This is a genomic window from Geodermatophilus sp. SYSU D00879, assembly GCF_054050375.1.
The window spans coordinates 99637-114919 of the sequence record NZ_JBJGZF010000007.1 but is presented as its reverse complement, the minus strand read 5'-3'; the positions used below and the strand labels follow the sequence as shown (position 1 = coordinate 114919).

14 protein-coding genes and 2 tRNA genes are annotated in these 15283 nt (G+C 77.7%); 10 read left to right on the top strand and 6 right to left on the bottom strand.

The window, feature by feature from the left end; translation table 11 throughout:
* Positions 1-5: 5 nt before the first annotated feature.
* Together ACI79B_RS11625 and ACI79B_RS11620 are read right to left on the bottom strand one after the other, a co-directional pair.
* Positions 6-1448 (bottom strand): phosphatase PAP2 family protein, encoded by a 1443-nt coding sequence (locus tag ACI79B_RS11625; protein ID WP_456928308.1) that lies wholly within the window; start codon positions 1446-1448, stop codon positions 6-8.
* Positions 1449-1521: 73 nt separating this feature from the next.
* A complete protein-coding gene (locus tag ACI79B_RS11620; protein ID WP_456928309.1) occupies positions 1522-2055 on the bottom strand; it encodes a CGNR zinc finger domain-containing protein in 534 nt (177 codons plus the stop codon).
* Positions 2056-2149: 94 nt separating this feature from the next.
* On the opposite strand from ACI79B_RS11620, the gene ACI79B_RS11615 reads away from it, so the two are divergent.
* From ACI79B_RS11615 to ACI79B_RS11605, 3 genes are all read left to right on the top strand, one after another.
* A complete protein-coding gene (locus ACI79B_RS11615; protein ID WP_456928310.1) occupies positions 2150-3352 on the top strand; it encodes an MFS transporter in 1203 nt (400 codons plus the stop codon).
* Positions 3353-3445: 93 nt separating this feature from the next.
* Positions 3446-3534: transfer RNA gene (locus ACI79B_RS11610), tRNA-Ser, on the top strand.
* A gap of 21 nt (positions 3535-3555) precedes the next feature.
* Positions 3556-3628: transfer RNA gene (locus tag ACI79B_RS11605), tRNA-Arg, on the top strand.
* Positions 3629-3690: 62 nt separating this feature from the next.
* Here the strand turns inward: ACI79B_RS11605 and ACI79B_RS11600 are convergent.
* On the bottom strand, positions 3691-4158 hold the full coding sequence (locus ACI79B_RS11600; RefSeq protein WP_456928311.1) for a DUF6194 family protein: 468 nt from the start codon (positions 4156-4158) through the stop codon (positions 3691-3693).
* Positions 4159-4221: 63 nt separating this feature from the next.
* On the opposite strand from ACI79B_RS11600, the gene ACI79B_RS11595 reads away from it, so the two are divergent.
* The gene (locus tag ACI79B_RS11595) at positions 4222-4962 is read left to right on the top strand and encodes a MerR family transcriptional regulator (RefSeq protein WP_456928312.1); all 741 of its coding nucleotides are present in this window, start codon (positions 4222-4224) and stop codon (positions 4960-4962) included.
* A 121-nt stretch (positions 4963-5083) separates the two neighbouring features.
* On the opposite strand, the gene ACI79B_RS11590 is transcribed toward ACI79B_RS11595, so the two are convergent.
* The 3 genes from ACI79B_RS11590 to ACI79B_RS11580 all read right to left on the bottom strand — a co-directional run bounded on the left by ACI79B_RS11590 (position 5084) and on the right by ACI79B_RS11580 (position 8748).
* Positions 5084-5929 (bottom strand): universal stress protein, encoded by an 846-nt coding sequence (locus ACI79B_RS11590; RefSeq protein ID WP_456928313.1) that lies wholly within the window; start codon positions 5927-5929, stop codon positions 5084-5086.
* Complete coding sequence (locus ACI79B_RS11585; protein ID WP_456928314.1) at positions 5926-7350, bottom strand: amino acid permease; 1425 nt, start codon at positions 7348-7350, stop codon at positions 5926-5928. Before ACI79B_RS11585 ends, ACI79B_RS11590 begins: the two co-directional genes overlap by 4 nt.
* Before the next feature lie 81 nt (positions 7351-7431).
* Positions 7432-8748: an alpha-hydroxy-acid oxidizing protein gene (locus ACI79B_RS11580; RefSeq protein WP_456928315.1), complete on the bottom strand. Its 1317-nt coding sequence runs from the start codon at positions 8746-8748 to the stop codon at positions 7432-7434.
* A gap of 264 nt (positions 8749-9012) precedes the next feature.
* On the opposite strand from ACI79B_RS11580, the gene ACI79B_RS11575 reads away from it, so the two are divergent.
* From ACI79B_RS11575 to ACI79B_RS11550, 6 genes are all read left to right on the top strand, one after another.
* Entirely contained in the window at positions 9013-9930 is a 918-nt protein-coding gene (locus ACI79B_RS11575; protein WP_456928316.1) for a hypothetical protein, read from the top strand.
* A gap of 25 nt (positions 9931-9955) precedes the next feature.
* Positions 9956-10453, top strand: coding sequence for a MarR family winged helix-turn-helix transcriptional regulator (locus tag ACI79B_RS11570; protein WP_456928317.1), 498 nt, complete (start codon positions 9956-9958; stop codon positions 10451-10453).
* A 101-nt stretch (positions 10454-10554) separates the two neighbouring features.
* Positions 10555-12045: an HAD-IIIA family hydrolase gene (locus tag ACI79B_RS11565; RefSeq protein ID WP_456928318.1), complete on the top strand. Its 1491-nt coding sequence runs from the start codon at positions 10555-10557 to the stop codon at positions 12043-12045.
* Positions 12042-13052 (top strand): glycosyltransferase family 9 protein, encoded by a 1011-nt coding sequence (locus ACI79B_RS11560; RefSeq protein WP_456928319.1) that lies wholly within the window; start codon positions 12042-12044, stop codon positions 13050-13052. Before ACI79B_RS11565 ends, ACI79B_RS11560 begins: the two co-directional genes overlap by 4 nt.
* Positions 13049-14029: a glycosyltransferase gene (locus tag ACI79B_RS11555; RefSeq protein WP_456928320.1), complete on the top strand. Its 981-nt coding sequence runs from the start codon at positions 13049-13051 to the stop codon at positions 14027-14029. Before ACI79B_RS11560 ends, ACI79B_RS11555 begins: the two co-directional genes overlap by 4 nt.
* Complete coding sequence (locus ACI79B_RS11550) at positions 14026-15270, top strand: glycosyltransferase (protein WP_456928321.1); 1245 nt, start codon at positions 14026-14028, stop codon at positions 15268-15270. The genes ACI79B_RS11555 and ACI79B_RS11550 overlap by 4 nt, the downstream gene beginning before the upstream one ends.
* Positions 15271-15283 lie beyond the last annotated feature (13 nt).

Here is a 15283-nt window from a genome sequence, read left to right as displayed (position 1 = left end):
CGGGGTCAGGACGTGCGGCTGCAGTACACCGTGAGCGGCGCGCGCTTGCCGAACACGAACGACGACGCCGCCTCGCCCGTCTCGCCGTCGTACGCGACGCGCTGCGGGCCCGACCACAGGTGCACGTGCAGCTCCGGTGTCGCGGAGGTGGCGTAGCCGGAGCTGCGGTCGCTGATCCCGAGCAGCGCGCCGAGGACCGCCCGCGTACGGCTGAACGGGACGTCGGCGCGCAGGTACTGCACGTCGAGCAGCCCGTCCTCCAGCCGCGGCCGCCACGCAGGCGCCAGGCCGCGCGGGGTGTAGCGGCAGTTGCCCACGAACAGGATCCAGACCTCGACCGGGCGCCCGTCGAGCACCATCGACACCGGCGTCCCGCGGCGCAGCACCTGCGCCGCGGCCACCGCCGTCGCGGTCCACCGGCCGAGCCGGCCCTCGAGCGCGTCGCGCCGCCGCACGAGCTCCGGGTAGACGCCGATGCTCGCGGTGTTGAGGAACGGCACGCCGTTGACGTCGGCGACGTCCACGCAGACCGCCTGCCCGGCCGTCACCGCGTCGGCGGCCTCCTCGAGCGTCTCGACCCCGAGGTCGCGGGCGAAGTGGTTGAGCGTCCCCGCGGGGAGGACGGCCAGCGGCAGCCCGGCGTCCAGCGCGACCGCCGCGGCGGCCGCCACGCTGCCGTCCCCGCCGGCCACGCCGAGCGCCGTGGCGCGTCCCGACCGCGCGGCCTCCTCGAGCAGGTCACCCACGCCGCACCCCTCGGACGTCGTCAGCACCTCGGCGCGGGGCAGCAGGCGCCCGATCTCCTCGGCGGGGTCGTACCCCTCCGGCCCCGACCGCGGGTTGACGGCGACCACGAGGCCCTCGCCGTCGGGCAGCGCGGGGGCGCTGCTCCCGGGCCGCACGCGCGCCGGCTCGGTCGGGCGCACCGGCCACCACCGCCGGCCGGCCAGCGCCACGCCGACCCCGATGGCCAGCCCGGAGACGACGTCGCCGGGGTAGTGCACGCCCACGTGCACCCGGGAGTAGCCGACCGCCACCGCGAGCGGAGCCAGCGCGGCCCCGGCCAGCGGGTTCTCCATGGCCACGCCGGTGGCGAAGGCGGCCGCCGACGACGAGTGGCCGCTCGGGAACGAGAACGTGTCCGGGGCGCGGCGCAGCTTCCGGTGCGTGGCCAGGTTCGCGAGGTCGGGCCGCACCCGGCCGAACAGCCGCTTGAGCACGGCGTTGACCACGCTGCTGGCCACCGCCAGCGAGCCCACGCCCCGCGCCGCGCCCCGCCGCAGCGACCCGCGGCGCAGTCCCAGCACCAGGGCGATCGCGAACCAGAGCTTGCCGTGGTCGGCCGCCCGGGACAGCCGCCGCAGCCAGCGGTCGGCCGGGCTCGCGGGCAGCGCGCCGACGGCGGCGTGCAGCCGGGCGTCCCAGTGGCGCAGCCGCAGCGGGGTCACCCGCGGGACGCTAGTGGAGGACGCCTCTGCCCCCCACCGCTCGCCGGCCCGCGGCGGGAGCCTGCGCAGGGCCTCAGGCCTTCCGGCGGGCCCGGTAGGCGGCGACGGTCGAGCGGCTGGCGCAGGTGTTCGAGCAGTACCGGCGGCTGGCGTTGCGCGAGGTGTCCACGTAGACGTCGTCGCAGCCCTCGGCCGAGCAGACGCCGAGCCGCTGCCACCCGTGCTGGGCCACCACCTGGGACAGCCCCATGGCCACCGTCGTCGTCAGCTGCTCGAGCGCCGAGGCGTCGGGGCGCGCGTAGTGCAGGTGCAGCTCGCCGTCGTGGTCGGTGGCGTAGGGGTGCGGCCGGGCCAGGGCGAGCAGCTCGTTGAGCCGGGCGATGACGTCGTCCTGCGTCCCGGCGACGGCGACCGCGCGGACCAGCTCGGCGGTCGCGCCGGCGCGGCGGGTCTCGGCGGGGGAGAGTTCCAGCGCCGTCTCGGGGGTGAACCACTCGTCGTGGGCGCGCAGGAACGCCACCGCCCAGTCCGGGTCCGCCGCGCGGTCGGCGTTGGCCAGGTCGATGGCCAGCTCCACGGCGTTCGACCCGTAGGTGTCGTAGTCCATGTGACTCCCTACCGCCCTGCTATCGTCGTAGGGGGTCAACGGGTCTTGACCCCCTACTGTTCCTCTTTCGCGATCTTCCGAAGTGAGTTCCGTCGTGCGTTCGTACCTGTCCGTCTGGCGCCTGCCGTCCGCCCCCGTGCTGCTGCTCGCCGGCTTCGCCGGCCGGCTGCCCTCGGCGATGGTCCCGCTGGCGCTGCTGCTCATGGTGCAGCAGCAGACCGGTTCCTACGCCGCCGCCGGCCTCGCGTCGGCGACCTACGGCCTCGCGATGGCCGCCATGGCGCCGGTGCTCGGCCGGCTCGCCGACCGGCGCACCCCGCGCCCGGTCCTGCTCGCCCAGGCCGGCGCCTATCCGCTGCTGCTCGCCGTGCTCGTGGCCGTCGTCCTGGGCGGCGCGCCGATCGCGGTCGTCGTCGCCGCGTCGGGCGCGGCCGGTGCCGCGACGCCGCTGGTGTCGGGAACGGTGCGGGCGCTGTGGTCGCGGGTCGACCCGCGGGTGCGCGGCACCGCCTTCGCCCTCGACGCCACCGCCACCGAGCTGGTCTTCGTCGCCGGCCCCACGCTGGTCGCGACGCTCGCCGTCCTCACCGGCCCGGCGTGGGCGCTCGGCGTCGCGGGCGCGCTCGCGGTGGCCGGCGCGTTCGGCATCGCGACGTCGGGGGCGCTGCGCGACTGGGTGCCCGTGCCGGCCGCCCAGCGCACCAGCCCCTTCGCCACCGTGCTCGCCCCCGGCATGCCGCGGGTGCTGGTCAGCGGCTCCGCGCTGATGCTCGGCTTCGGCGCGCTCGAGGTGGCCATCCCCGCGTTCGCCGACGCCGCCGGCTCGCCCGGGATGTCGGGCCTGCTGCTGGCGCTGTGGTCGCTGGGCTCGGTCGCCGGCGGCCTGTGGTTCGGCGCCCGGGTGGTGAGCGTCTCGCTGCCGCGCCAGTACCGGTGGCTGCTGCTCGGCGTCACGATCGGCCTGGCGCCGCTGGCCGCGGCGTCGAGCCCGTGGGTGCTCGGCGCGTTGCTGTTCCTCGGCGGGACGGCGATCGCGCCGACGCTCACCGTGCAGAACTCGCTGGTCGGCGCGCTCGCCCCGGCGCACGCCACCACGGAGGCCTTCACCTGGCTGTCCACGATGGCCACCGGCGCCTCGGCGGTCGGCGCGGCGCTCGGCGGGGCGCTGATCGACGGCCCGCACGGGGTGACCGGCAGCCTGGTGCTGGCGGTGGCCGCCGCCGCCGTCGCGGTGCTGGTGACCCTGCTGCCCGGCCGTCGCGCGGCGTCGTCCCCGCGGGAGCGGGTGGCCGTCTGAGCCCGCCCTCCCGGCCGGACCCCCCGGGCTGGGAGGGCCGCGGAGGCCGCTGGTAGTCTCTTCTCCGGTGGTTCCGGGGGGACTCGGACCCCGGGAGGCTTCGCCTAGTCCGGTCTATGGCGCCGCACTGCTAATGCGGTTTGGGTTAATCCCCATCCCGGGTTCAAATCCCGGAGCCTCCGCGCACGACAACTGCACAGCACGCACCCGTAGCTCAACGGATAGAGCATCTGACTACGGATCAGAAGGTTAGGGGTTCGAATCCCTTCGGGTGCACGTCTTGGTTGAGACACCGCCACGGCCCCGCTCCTCGCGCAGGAGCGGGGCCGTGGTGTTCCTCACGCCCGCGCCCGCCGCTCGGTCCGCGCCCGGGCCCGCGCGTGTGCCCGGGTCAGCAGGTCGCGCACCGTCGCCGCCGTCCGCGGCCCCGGGTCGACCACGCAGACCCAGCCCAGCTCGCCGTAGACGGGGTGCGCCAGCACGGTGTCGGTCTCGTCGGGGGCGGGCTCGTCGTCGCCGACCGGCTCCCGCGGCGCCCGCCCGACGAGCGCGGTGAACTCCTCCCGACCCACGCCGACGTTCACCCGGAACGTCCCGGGCCGGTCCAGTCGCGACGACCGGTCGCCGGGCAGGTCCTCGGTCACGACCGTCGCGAACGGCTGGGTCCGCGGCACGACGCCGTCGGGCGCCCAGTAGAGGAAGACGTCGCCCCAGGCCGCCTCCGGCGAGCCGTCGCCGGGCCCCGGTCGCAGGACCAGGACGCCGCCCAGCGCGGTGACGTGCTCGATGATCTCGTCGATGCCCACGCCTTCGAGCGTGGCACTCAGGTGCCTGTGGAGGGTCGGGCCCGAGGAGACGAGGAGGAGCCGATGCGGAGTCTCCAGTCGGGCCTGCGCACGGTCGACGTCGCCCGGCGGGCCGGGTGCTCGGTGCAGCACGTGCGCGACCTCGAGGCCGAGGGCGTGCTGCCCCCGGTCGGGCGCACCGCGTCGGGGTACCGCACCTTCACCGAGGAGCACGTCCGCGCGGCGCTGGCCCACCGCGCGCTCGCGGCCGCGGTCGGGCCGGTCCACGCGAAGGAGCTGGTCCGCGCCGCCCACCGGGACCCGCCGGGGCTGCTCCGCCTCCTCGACGCCGCCCACGCCCGGCTCGACGCCGAGCGGCGCGACCTGGCCCTCGCCCGCGAGGCCGCGGAGCTGATCGCCGGCGAGCCGATCCGGGACGTGCGGCCCTCGGACGCGATGGGCGTCGCCGAGCTGGCCGCGGCCCTGGGCGTGCGCCCGTCGACCCTGCGGCACTGGGACGCCGAGGGGCTGGTCAGCCCGCGGCGGGGAGCCGGCGAGGCGCGCCGCTACTCGCCGGCCGACGTCCGGGACGCCCGGATCGTCCACCAGCTCCGCCGCGCGGGGTACCGCATCGGCCCGCTCCGCGAGCTGGTGCCGCGGTTCCGCGAGGCGGGGCGGCACGACGACGTCCTCGCCGCGCTGGCCGCCCGGGACGCCGACGTCGACGCCCGGTCCCGCGCGCTGTTCGAGGGGACCGCCGCGCTCGCCGCGCTGCTCGGCGCGGGGGTCGGCGGAGGAGGTCGAGGGGCGGGGGGCCGGTCCTGACGGTCTGGCCGCGTTGGTCGGTCCACCGAGCTGTCGGTGGCCACTCGATTGCCGGCTGCCCCCGCCCACGTCCACTGTGAGCCCGGTCACACGGGCCGTCAACCCCGCCCGGGCGTGTCCCTCAGCCCTCCGTGCCGCGGGGGACGACGACCACCGGGACCGGCGCGGCGCGCACGATGCGGGTCGCCGTCGAGCCGAGGAAGACCCGCGCCAGCGGGCCCAGCCGGGACGAGCCCACGACCAGCAGGTCGCCGTCGGTCCACCCCGCGGCGGACACCGCACCGGGCCACCCCGGGCCCCGCGCCACCACCGTCTGCGGCGGACCGGGCAGGCCGGCGGCCACCCGGTCCAGCTCCTCCCGCGCCTGCACGGCCCATGCGGAGGCCACCTCCCGCTCGACGTGCAGGCCGGTCTCCGAGGGCAGCATCGGGTCGCGTTCGGGCGCGAGGGTCAGCAGGCGCAGCGGCACGTCCCAGGCGGCCGCGGTCCGCTGCGCCCAGGCGAGCGCTGCGCGGGAGCGGTCGGTGCCGGCCCACGCGCAGGTCAGCCGGGTCACCCGCCGGCCGGGAGAGCCCGCCCGCCCGGCCAGCGCCAGCGGCACGGGGGAGGAGCGCAGCAGGTGCTCGGGCACCGCGCCCTCCCGGCCGAGGACCAGTAGCGTCCCGCCCACCTGCTCCACCACGGAGACCAGCCCGGCCGGCACCGAGGGCGCCTCGACCGCGACCGTCCGCACCTCGGCCACGCCGGCCTCCCGCAGGTCGTGCGCGGCCCGGCCCTGGCGGGAGCGCACGAGTTCGGCGACCCACGTCCGGTACTCGCGGTCCACGCGGGGGTCGAAGAAGCCCCGGGCGGTCACGGTGGCGACCACGACGTCGTCCCCGGCGGTGCGGGCGAGGATCGCGGCCAGGCGCAGGTGCGCCTCGTCGCGGTCCTCCAGTTCGGCGGCGTGGCCGACGACGAGGGTCACCGGGGCGTCCGCAGCGCCGAGTGGGTGCGGGCGTAGGTGACGTAGACCACCGCGGCGACCGCCAACCAGCCGGCGAACAGCGCCCAGGTGATCCCGGGCAGCCCCCCGATCAGGTAGAGGCAGAACGCCACCGACAGCACCGGCACCACCGGGAAGCCGGGCACCCGGAAGCCGCGCGGCAGGTCCGGCTGGGTGCGGCGCAGCACGACCACCCCGATCGACACCACGGTGAAGGCGACCAGCGTGCCCATGCTGGTGAGGTCGACGAGGAAGTCCAGCGGGACGAACCCGGCCAGCAGGCCGACGAACAGCGCGACGACGACCGTGCCGCGCACCGGGGTCAGCGTGCGGCGGTCGACCCGGCTGAACAGCGACGGGACCATGCCGTCCCGGCTCATCGCGAACAGGATCCGCGTCTGGCCGTACATGGTCACCAGCGTCACCGAGAAGATCGAGACCACCGCCCCGGCGGCCAGGACGATCGCCGGCCAGCGCGACCCGGTGACGTCCTCGAGGATCACCGCGAGGCCGGCCTCCTGCCCCTCGAACGCGCCCGCCGCCTGCGCGCCGACCGCGGCGAACGCGACCAGCAGGTACACCGCCGTCACCACGACCAGCGCGCCGACGATCGCCCGCGGCAGCGTCCGGCGCGGGTCGCGCACCTCCTCGCCGGCGGTGGAGACGGCGTCGAGGCCGATGAAGCTGAAGAAGATCGACGACGCCGCGGCGCTGACCCCGGCCACGCCGAGCGGGGCGAACGGCGTGAGGTTGCCGGCGTCGAAGGCGGTGAACGCGACGGCGGCGAAGAACAGCAGGACGCAGACCTTGAGCACGACCATGACGGCGTTCGCCCGCGCCGACTCGCTCGCCCCGCGGACCAGCAGCAGCGCGCACAGCGTCACCAGCACGATCGCCGGCACGTTGACCGCCCCGCCCGCGCCCGGCGCGAACGACAGCGCCTCGGGGATGCGCACGCCCAGCAGGTCGTCGAGCAGCTCGTTGAGGTACTCGCTCCAGCCCACCGACACCGCCGCCGAGCTGACCGCGTACTCCAGCACCAGGCACCAGCCGACGACGTAGGCGACGACCTCGCCGAGCGTGGCGTACGCGTAGGAGTACGACGAGCCCGCGACCGGGATGGTGGAGGCGAGCTCCGCGTAGCAGAGCGCGGTGAACCCGGCGGTGACCGCCGCCAGCACGAACGAGACGACGACGGCGGGGCCGGCCTCGGGCACCGCCGTGCTCATCACGAAGAAGATCCCGGTGCCGATGGTGGCGCCGATGCCCAGCCCCATGAGCTGGCCGACGCCGAGGCGGCGGGCCAGCGCCCCGCCCTCGGGCTCGGCGGCGCCGGTCTCCTCGACCATGAGCGCGACCGGCTTCCGGCGGAACAGCTGGGAGCGCACGGTGGGGGCACTCACGCGGACCTCCTCGACGGCGGGTCGACCGCGCCCACCGTGCGCCCCCACGGCGGAGATGGCCATTCCTGCCGCGGGGGTGGCTCAGCCCACCCGGCGGAGCACCTCCGGGCCCAGCTCGGCGACCGAGGTGTGGCCGGTGAGGCCGAGGGTCAGGTCGAACTCGCCGAGGACGTCGGAGACGACCTGCCGCACGCCGGCCTCCCCGGCCAGGCCCAGGCCCCAGGCGTAGGGCCGGCCGAGCAGCACCGCCCGCGCGCCCAGGGCGACGGCGACGAACGCGTCCGCGCCGCTGCGGATGCCGCTGTCCAGCAGCACCGGAGCGCGGTCGCCGACCGCCGCGACGACGTCGGGCAGCGCGTCCAGCGCGGAGATCGAGCGGTCCACCTGCCGGCCGCCGTGCGTGCTCACCACGACGCCGTCGACGCCCTCGTCCAGCGCCCGCCGGGCGTCGTCGGGGTGCAGGATCCCCTTGAGCAGGATCGGCAGCCGGGTGCGGGCGCGCAGCCACGCGAGGTCGGCCCAGGTGATCGAGGGCCGGGAGTAGATGGCCTGGAAGGTCTCGACGGCGGCCCGCGGCAGCGGCGAGCGCAGGTTCTCCCGCAGCGGCCCGGGCCAGGCGCGGGCCATGCCGACCATCGCCAGCACCGCGGCCAGCGTCGGGCGCGGCTGGCGGTCCCGGCCGGCGGCCTCCCCGGCCTGGGCGGGAGCGGCGTCCCCGGCCTCGGCCACGCGCCGCTCCACCAGCCGCCGGAAGACCGGGTCGGAGGTGTACTGCGCGATGCCCTTGCCGAGCGCGAACGGCAGGTGGCCGAGGTCCAGGTCGCGGGGGCGCCAGCCGAGCATCGTGGTGTCGAGCGTGACCACCAGCGCCTCGCAGCCGGCCGCCTCGGCGCGCCCGACCAGGCTCTCCACCAGCTCGTCGGAGGTGGACCAGTACAGCTGGAACCAGCGCGGCGCGTCGCCCATGGCCCGCGCGCAGGTCTCCATCGGCACCGACGCCTGGTTGGAGAAGACGAACGGCACGCCCAGCGACGCGGCGGCCCGGGCGACGGCGAGGTCGGCCTCCCGGTGCACCAGTTCCAGCGCGCCGACCGGGCCGAGCAGCAGCGGGGCGGGCAGCCGCCGGCCGAACAGCTCGACCGAGGTGTCCCGGGCGCTCACGTCGCGCAGGACCCGGGGGACGACGGCCCACCGGTCGAACGCGGCGCGGTTGGCCCGCTGGGTGGCCTCCTCACCGGCGCCGCCGGCCACGTAGGCGTAGGCGCGGGCGGTCAGCCGCTGCCGGGCCCGGCGCTGCAGCGGCCGCGCGGTGGTGGGCACCAGCGGCGTGCGCCCGTACACCCCGGCGCGGTAGACCTCGTTCTGACGGCGGCGACCGGTCCCGGCTGCTGAGTCCACGGGGTCACCGTAGTGACCCGGCTCACCGGTCTCGCCCGCCCCTCGCGCCACCCGCGGCGACGACACGCCGGGCCGTTCGCCGCGACGCGCCGTCGACCCGTCGTCAACGGACGCTCACGGACCGCATCATGGGGGAGCGCCGCCGCCGGGACCACCGGTGCCGCGGCGTGCACGACCGCTCGAGGGGGAAACGTGCCGGTCGGGTCCGTGCCGCAGCGCACGCCGCGCCCCGTCGTACCGACGGGGCCCGCTCTCCTGTTCGCCGTGTCCGGCCTGCTGGCCGGCTGGGTGGCGCTGGCCGGCCCCGCGCTGGCCGCCGACGACCCGGCCCGGCCCGACGCCCGCGTCACCCACGGGCCGAGCTGCCGCCCCGGCGGGGTGGCGGTCGAGGTGACGGCGGGGACGGTGGCCTACGCGGTCACGCTGGCCACCACGCGCAGCCCGGACGGCGAGGACGCCGCGGAGCTCGCGCCCGGCGAGACCGTGGTGCTGCAGACCGGCGACGTCGACTGGGGCGAGACGATCGACAGCCGGCTGGAGTACGCCGCGCTCGACGGCTCGGGGACGGCGTACACCGACGAGCTCGACGGGTTCTCCTTCACCCGCCCGGCCGAGGAGGACTGCGCCGCGATCACCGCGCCGTCGCCCCCGGAGCTCCCCGCGGCCCCGATGCCGACCCCCGTCCCGGAGCCCGGCGTGCCCGCGGACGAGGCCGTGCCCATGCCGATGCCCGGCCTGCCCGTCCCGGAGCCCGCGCCCGGCGCCCCCGCCGACGGGCCCTCGGCCCGCGCCTCCGTGTCGGCCTCGGCCGACCAGGTGGCGGCCGGCGGCGAGGTCGTGCTGAGCGCGGCGGGCTTCGGCGCGGGGGAGGAGGTCACCGTCAGCGGCCCCGACGGCGCCGTCCTCGGGACCGCGGCGGCCGGCCCGGACGGCACGGCGGAGGTGGTCGTCCGCATCCCCGACGGCGGCGTCCCCGGGCCGACGACGCTCGAGGTGGCCGGCGCCGACAGCGCGCGCACCGCCGCGGTGGACCTGCGCGTCGCCGCGGCGCAGGGGCCGGTCGACCCCGACCCGCTGCCGCTGCCGCTCGTGGCGGCCGGCCTGGCGCTGGTCACGACCGCCACCGGGCTGGTGCTGGCCGCGGGCCGGCGCCACCCCGCGGACCCGATCGGGAGCGCCTGAGGCGGACCTGGGCGACGATGGGGCGATGCGCCCCGACGACGTGCTGACGAGCGGGATCCCGGCCGACCCCGCGGGACTCGCCGGGACCGCACCGGGCGCCGCGGAGACCTGGCTGCGGATCGTGCAGGTGCACGACCGGATCACCCACCGGGTCGACTCCGCGCTGCACCGCGAGCACGACCTGTCCCTCACCGGCTTCGAGGCGCTGCGGCGGATCGCCGAGGCGCCCGGCGAGCGCGCCACGATGGGCGAGGTCGCCGAGGCCCTCGGGCTGTCCCGCGCCGGGGTCACCAGCACCGTCGGCCGGCTGGTGGAGCAGGGCCTGGTCGTGCGCGAGCGGCGGCCGGGGGACCGGCGGCTGCTGCACGCGCGGCTCACCGAGGCCGGCCGCGAGCGGGTCCGCGCCGCCGCGGTCACGCACGACGAGCTGGTCGCGCACCTGCTCACCCTCCTGGGTGACGACGCCGCCGTCGTCACCGACGCGCTCGCCCGGGTCTCCGCAGCCACCCGCATCCGCCGCTGAACAGCGGTTTTCCCCTCGACGTCCGGGAAGACGGAGCCAGGTCGTCGGGAACTTCAAGCCCGTAGTGTTTGCGGGCCGTCGCGCCCGGGCAGGGCGCGATCATGTCCGTGAGCTGCACCGTCGTCGTGCCGACCATCGGCCGGCCGTCGCTCGACGTGCTGCTCGACGCCCTGGCCGCCGTGCCGGGCCCCCGCCCGGCCGAGCTGGTCGTCGTCGACGACCGCCCCGCCGGGTCCCCGCTGGCGGTCGACCGGCCCGGCCTCCCGCCGGTCCGCGTCGTCCGCACCGGCGGCGGCGGGCCGGCCCGCGCGCGCAACCTCGGCTGGCGCACCGCCCGCACCGAGTGGATCGCCTTCCTCGACGACGACGTCGTCCCCGACCCCGACTGGTACGAGCGGCTGGCGCAGGACCTCGCCGACCTCCCCGCCGACGTCGCCGGCAGCCAGGGCCGGGTGCGGGTGCCGCTGCCGGAGGACCGCCGGCCCACCGACTGGGAGCGCGGCACCGCGGGCCTGGCCACCAGCTCCTGGATCACCGCCGACCTCGCCTACCGCCGCGCCGCGCTGGCCGCCGTCGGCGGGTTCGACGAGCGCTTCCCCCGCGCCTTCCGCGAGGACTCCGACCTGGCGCTGCGAGTCATGGACACCGGCAGCCGGCTGGTGCGCGGGCAGCGCTGGATCACCCACCCGGTCCGGCCCACCGACCGGTGGGTGAGCGTGCGCGTGCAGGCCGGCAACGCCGACGACGTCCTCATGCGCCGGCTGCACGGCCCGACCTGGCGGCAGCGCGCCGACGCCGCGGTCGGCCGCCGGCCGCGGCACCTCGCCGTCACCGCCGCCGGGCTCGCCGCGGTCGGCCTGGTCGCCGCCCGCCGTCCCCGTGCGGCCGCGGCCGCGGCGCTGGCCTGGGCCGCCGGCACCGTCGAGTTCGCCTGGGCCCGCATCGCGCCCGGCCCGCGCGACCGGGCCGAGGTGACCACCATGGCGCTGACCAGCGCGGCCATCCCGCCGCTGGCCACCTGGCACTTCGTGCGCGGGGCGGTGCGGCACCGCCGCGTGACCCCGTGGCGCGGGCTGCCCGACCTGGTGCTGTTCGACCGCGACGGCACGCTGGTGCACGACTTCCCCTACAACGGCGACCCCGACTGGGTCCGCCCGGTCGACGGCGCCCGCGAGGCGCTGGACGTCCTGCGCGCCCGCGGGGTCCGGGTCGGGGTGGTGAGCAACCAGTCCGGCGTGGCCCGCGGGATCATCACCCGCGACCAGGTGGACGCCTGCATGGGGCGGCTGGCCGAGCTGCTCGGGCCGTTCGACACGCTGCAGGTCTGCCCGCACGGCCCGGAGGACGGCTGCGACTGCCGCAAGCCCGCGCCGGGGATGGTCGAGGCGGCGTGCGCCGAGGTGGACGTCGACCCGGCGCGGACCGTCGTGATCGGGGACATCGGCGCCGACGTCGAGGCCGCCGCGGCCGCCGGCGCGAGCGGGGTCCTGGTGCCCACGCCGGTGACCCGCCGGCAGGAGGTCGACGCGGCGCCGCGCGTGGCCGCCACGCTGACCGCCGCGGTCGACGACGTCCTGGCCGGCCGGTGGTGACGCCCCGCCGGGGCACCGTCCTCGTCGCCCGGCTCGACAACGCCGGCGACGTCCTCCTGCAGGGGCCGCTGGTCCGCGCGGTGGCCGCGGCCGCCGCGCGGGTGGTGTTCCTCGCCGGCCCGGCCGGCGCCGAGGCGGCCGCGCTGCTGCCCGGCGTCGACGAGGTCTGGACCTGGGCCTGCCCGTGGATCCTCGGCGACCCGCCGCCGGTCGACGCCGCCGACCTGGCCGCGCTCACCGACCGGGTGCGCGCGCTGGCCCCCGACGAGGCGGTCGTCAGCACCTCGTTCCACCAGTCCCCGCTGCCGCTCGCGCTGCTGCTGCGCACCGCCGGCGTGCCGCGGGTCTCCGCCATCAGCGTCGACTACCCGGGCTCGCTGCTCGACGTCCGCCACCGGGTCGACGACGACCTGCCCGAGCCCGAGCGGGCGCTGTCGCTGGCCCGCGCGGCCGGCTTCGACCTGCCCGACGGCGACGACGGCCGGCTCGCGGTGCGTCGCCCGCTGCCGCGCACCGGTCACGAGCCCGGCTACGTGGTGCTGCACCCCGGCGCCTCGGTACCCGCCCGCGCCTGGCCCGCCGAGCGCTGCGCCGAGGCGGTCGAGGCGCTCGCCGACGCCGGCCACCGGGTGCTGGTCACCGGCGGGCCGGGGGAGCGGGCACTCACCGCCGCGGTCGCCGGCACCCGCGGGACCGACCTGGGCGGGGCCACCAGCCTGCCGGAGATGGCCGCGCTGCTCGACGGCGCCGCGGCCGTCGTCGTCGGCAACACCGGCCCCGCGCACCTGGCCGCCGCCGTCGGCACCCCGGTCGTCTCGCTGTTCAGCCCGGTCGTCCCGGCGGTCCGGTGGGCGCCCTACGGCGTGCCGACCGTGCTGCTCGGCGACCAGGACGCGCCCTGCCGCGACACCCGGGCCCGCGTGTGCCCGGTGCCCGGCCACCCCTGCCTCTCGTCGGTGAGCGCCGCCGACGTCGTCGCCGCCGTCGAGAAGGTGATCGCCGCATGAGGGTCCTGGTCTGGCACGTGCACGGCTCCTGGACGACGGCGTTCGTCCAGGGCCCGCACGAGTACCTGGTCCCCGTCACCCCCGACCGGGGGCCCGACGGGCTCGGCCGCGCGCGCACGTGGGACTGGCCGGCGTCGGCCCGCGAGGTGACGCCGGAGCAGTTGCGGGACGAGCACGTCGACGTCGTGGTGCTGCAGCGGGTGCGGGACCTGGAGCTGGTCCGGGAGTGGCTGGGCCGCGAGCCCGGCCGGGACCTGCCGGCGGTGTTCCTCGAGCACAACGCCCCGGGCCTGGAGGAGGGCGCCGCGCCGGTGCCGTACACCCGGCACCCGCTGGCCGACCGCGACGACGTCCCGATCGCGCACGTCACCCACTTCAACCGGCTGTTCTACGACAACGGCCGCGCCCCGACGACGGTCGTCGAGCACGGCATCGTCGACCCCGGCGAGCGCTGGACCGGGGAGCTGGCCCGCGCCGCCGTCGTCACCAACGAGCCGGTGCGCCGCGGCCGCACGGTCGGCGCCGACCTGCTGCCCGGGCTGGCCGCGGCCGCGCCGGTCGACGTCTTCGGGATGGGCCTGGCCGGGCTGCACGAGCGGTACGGCCTGGACCCGGACCGGGTCGCCCTGCACGACGACCCGCCGCAGGCGGCGATGCACACCGAGCTGGCCCGCCGCCGGGTCTACGTGCACCCCGTCCGCTGGACCTCCCTCGGGCTCTCCCTGCTCGAGGCGATGCACCTGGGCATGCCGGTGGTCGCCCTGGCGGCCACCGAGGTGGTCGAGGCGGTGCCGCAGGGCGCCGGCGTGCTGTCCACCCGGCCCGAGGTGCTGTGGGACGCGGTCCGCACCTACCTGCACGACGAGGACGCCGCCCGGCTGGCCGGCAAGGCGGCGCGCGCCGCCGCGCTGGAGCGGTACGGGCTCCCCCGGTTCCTCTCCGACTGGGACGCCCTGCTCGAGGAGGTCACCCGATGAGGACGCACCGGGGCACCGGCGCACCGCTGCGCATCGACCTGGTCAGCGAGCACGCCTCGCCGCTGGCCGCCATCGGCGGCGTGGACGCCGGCGGGCAGAACGTGCACGTCGCCGCGCTGGCCGCGGGCCTGGCCGCGCGCGGCCACGAGGTCACCGTGCACACCCGCCGCGACGACCCGGACCTGCCCGACGAGGTGCCCACCGCCGACGGCTACGTGGTCAGCCACCTCACCGCGGGCCCGGCCGAGGCGCTGCCCAAGGACGACCTGCTCGGGCACATGCCGGCGCTGGCCGCCGCGCTGCGCGCCCGCTGGGCGGTGCGGCCGCCCGACGTCGTGCACGCCCACTTCTGGATGAGCGGGCTGGCCGCCGTCGAGGCCGCCGGCAGCCTGCTCACGCCGGTGCCGGTGCTGCAGACCTTCCACGCCCTCGGCTCGGTCAAGCGCCGCCACCAGGGCGACGCCGACACCTCCCCGGCCGGGCGGATCGAGCTCGAGCGGGACCTGTGCGCGACGGTCGACCACGTGGTCGCCACCTGCAGCGACGAGGTGTTCGAGCTGCGCCGGCTGGGCCTGTCCCGCGACCGCGTGTCGATCGTCCCGTGCGGCGTCGACACCGCCGTGTTCACCCCGCGCGGCCCGGTGGCGCCGCGCTCGGGCCGGCCGCGGCTGCTGGTGCTCGGCCGGCTGGTGGAGCGCAAGGGCCAGGAGGACGCCGTCCGCGCGCTGGCCGTCGTCCCGGACGCCGAGCTGGTCGTCGTCGGCGGCCCGCCGGCCGGCGCGGTCGACGCCGACCCCGAGGTCCGCCGGCTGCGCGCCGTCGCCGCCGAGGTCGGCGTGGCCGACCGCGTGTGCTTCGCCGGGTCGGTCGCCCGCGCGGACGTGCCCGCCTGGGTGCGCTCGGCCGACGTCGTCCTGGCCGTGCCCTGGTACGAGCCGTTCGGCATCACCCCGCTGGAGGCGATGGCCTGCGGCCGCCCGGTGGTCGCGACCGCCGTCGGCGGGCTGCAGGACTCCGTCGCCGACGGCGTCACCGGCGACCTCGTGCCGCCCCGCGACCCGGCCCGGCTCGGCGAGGTGCTCGCCGAGCTGCTGGCCGACGACGCCCGGCGCGCCGCCTACGGCGCGGCCGGGGTCCGGCGCGCCCGCGCCCGCTACCGGTGGGGCCGCGTGGCCGCCGACACCGAGGCCGTCTACCGGCAGGTCCTGTCCACCCGGCGTCCCGTCGAGGCCGTCCGATGAGCGCCCCTGGAGG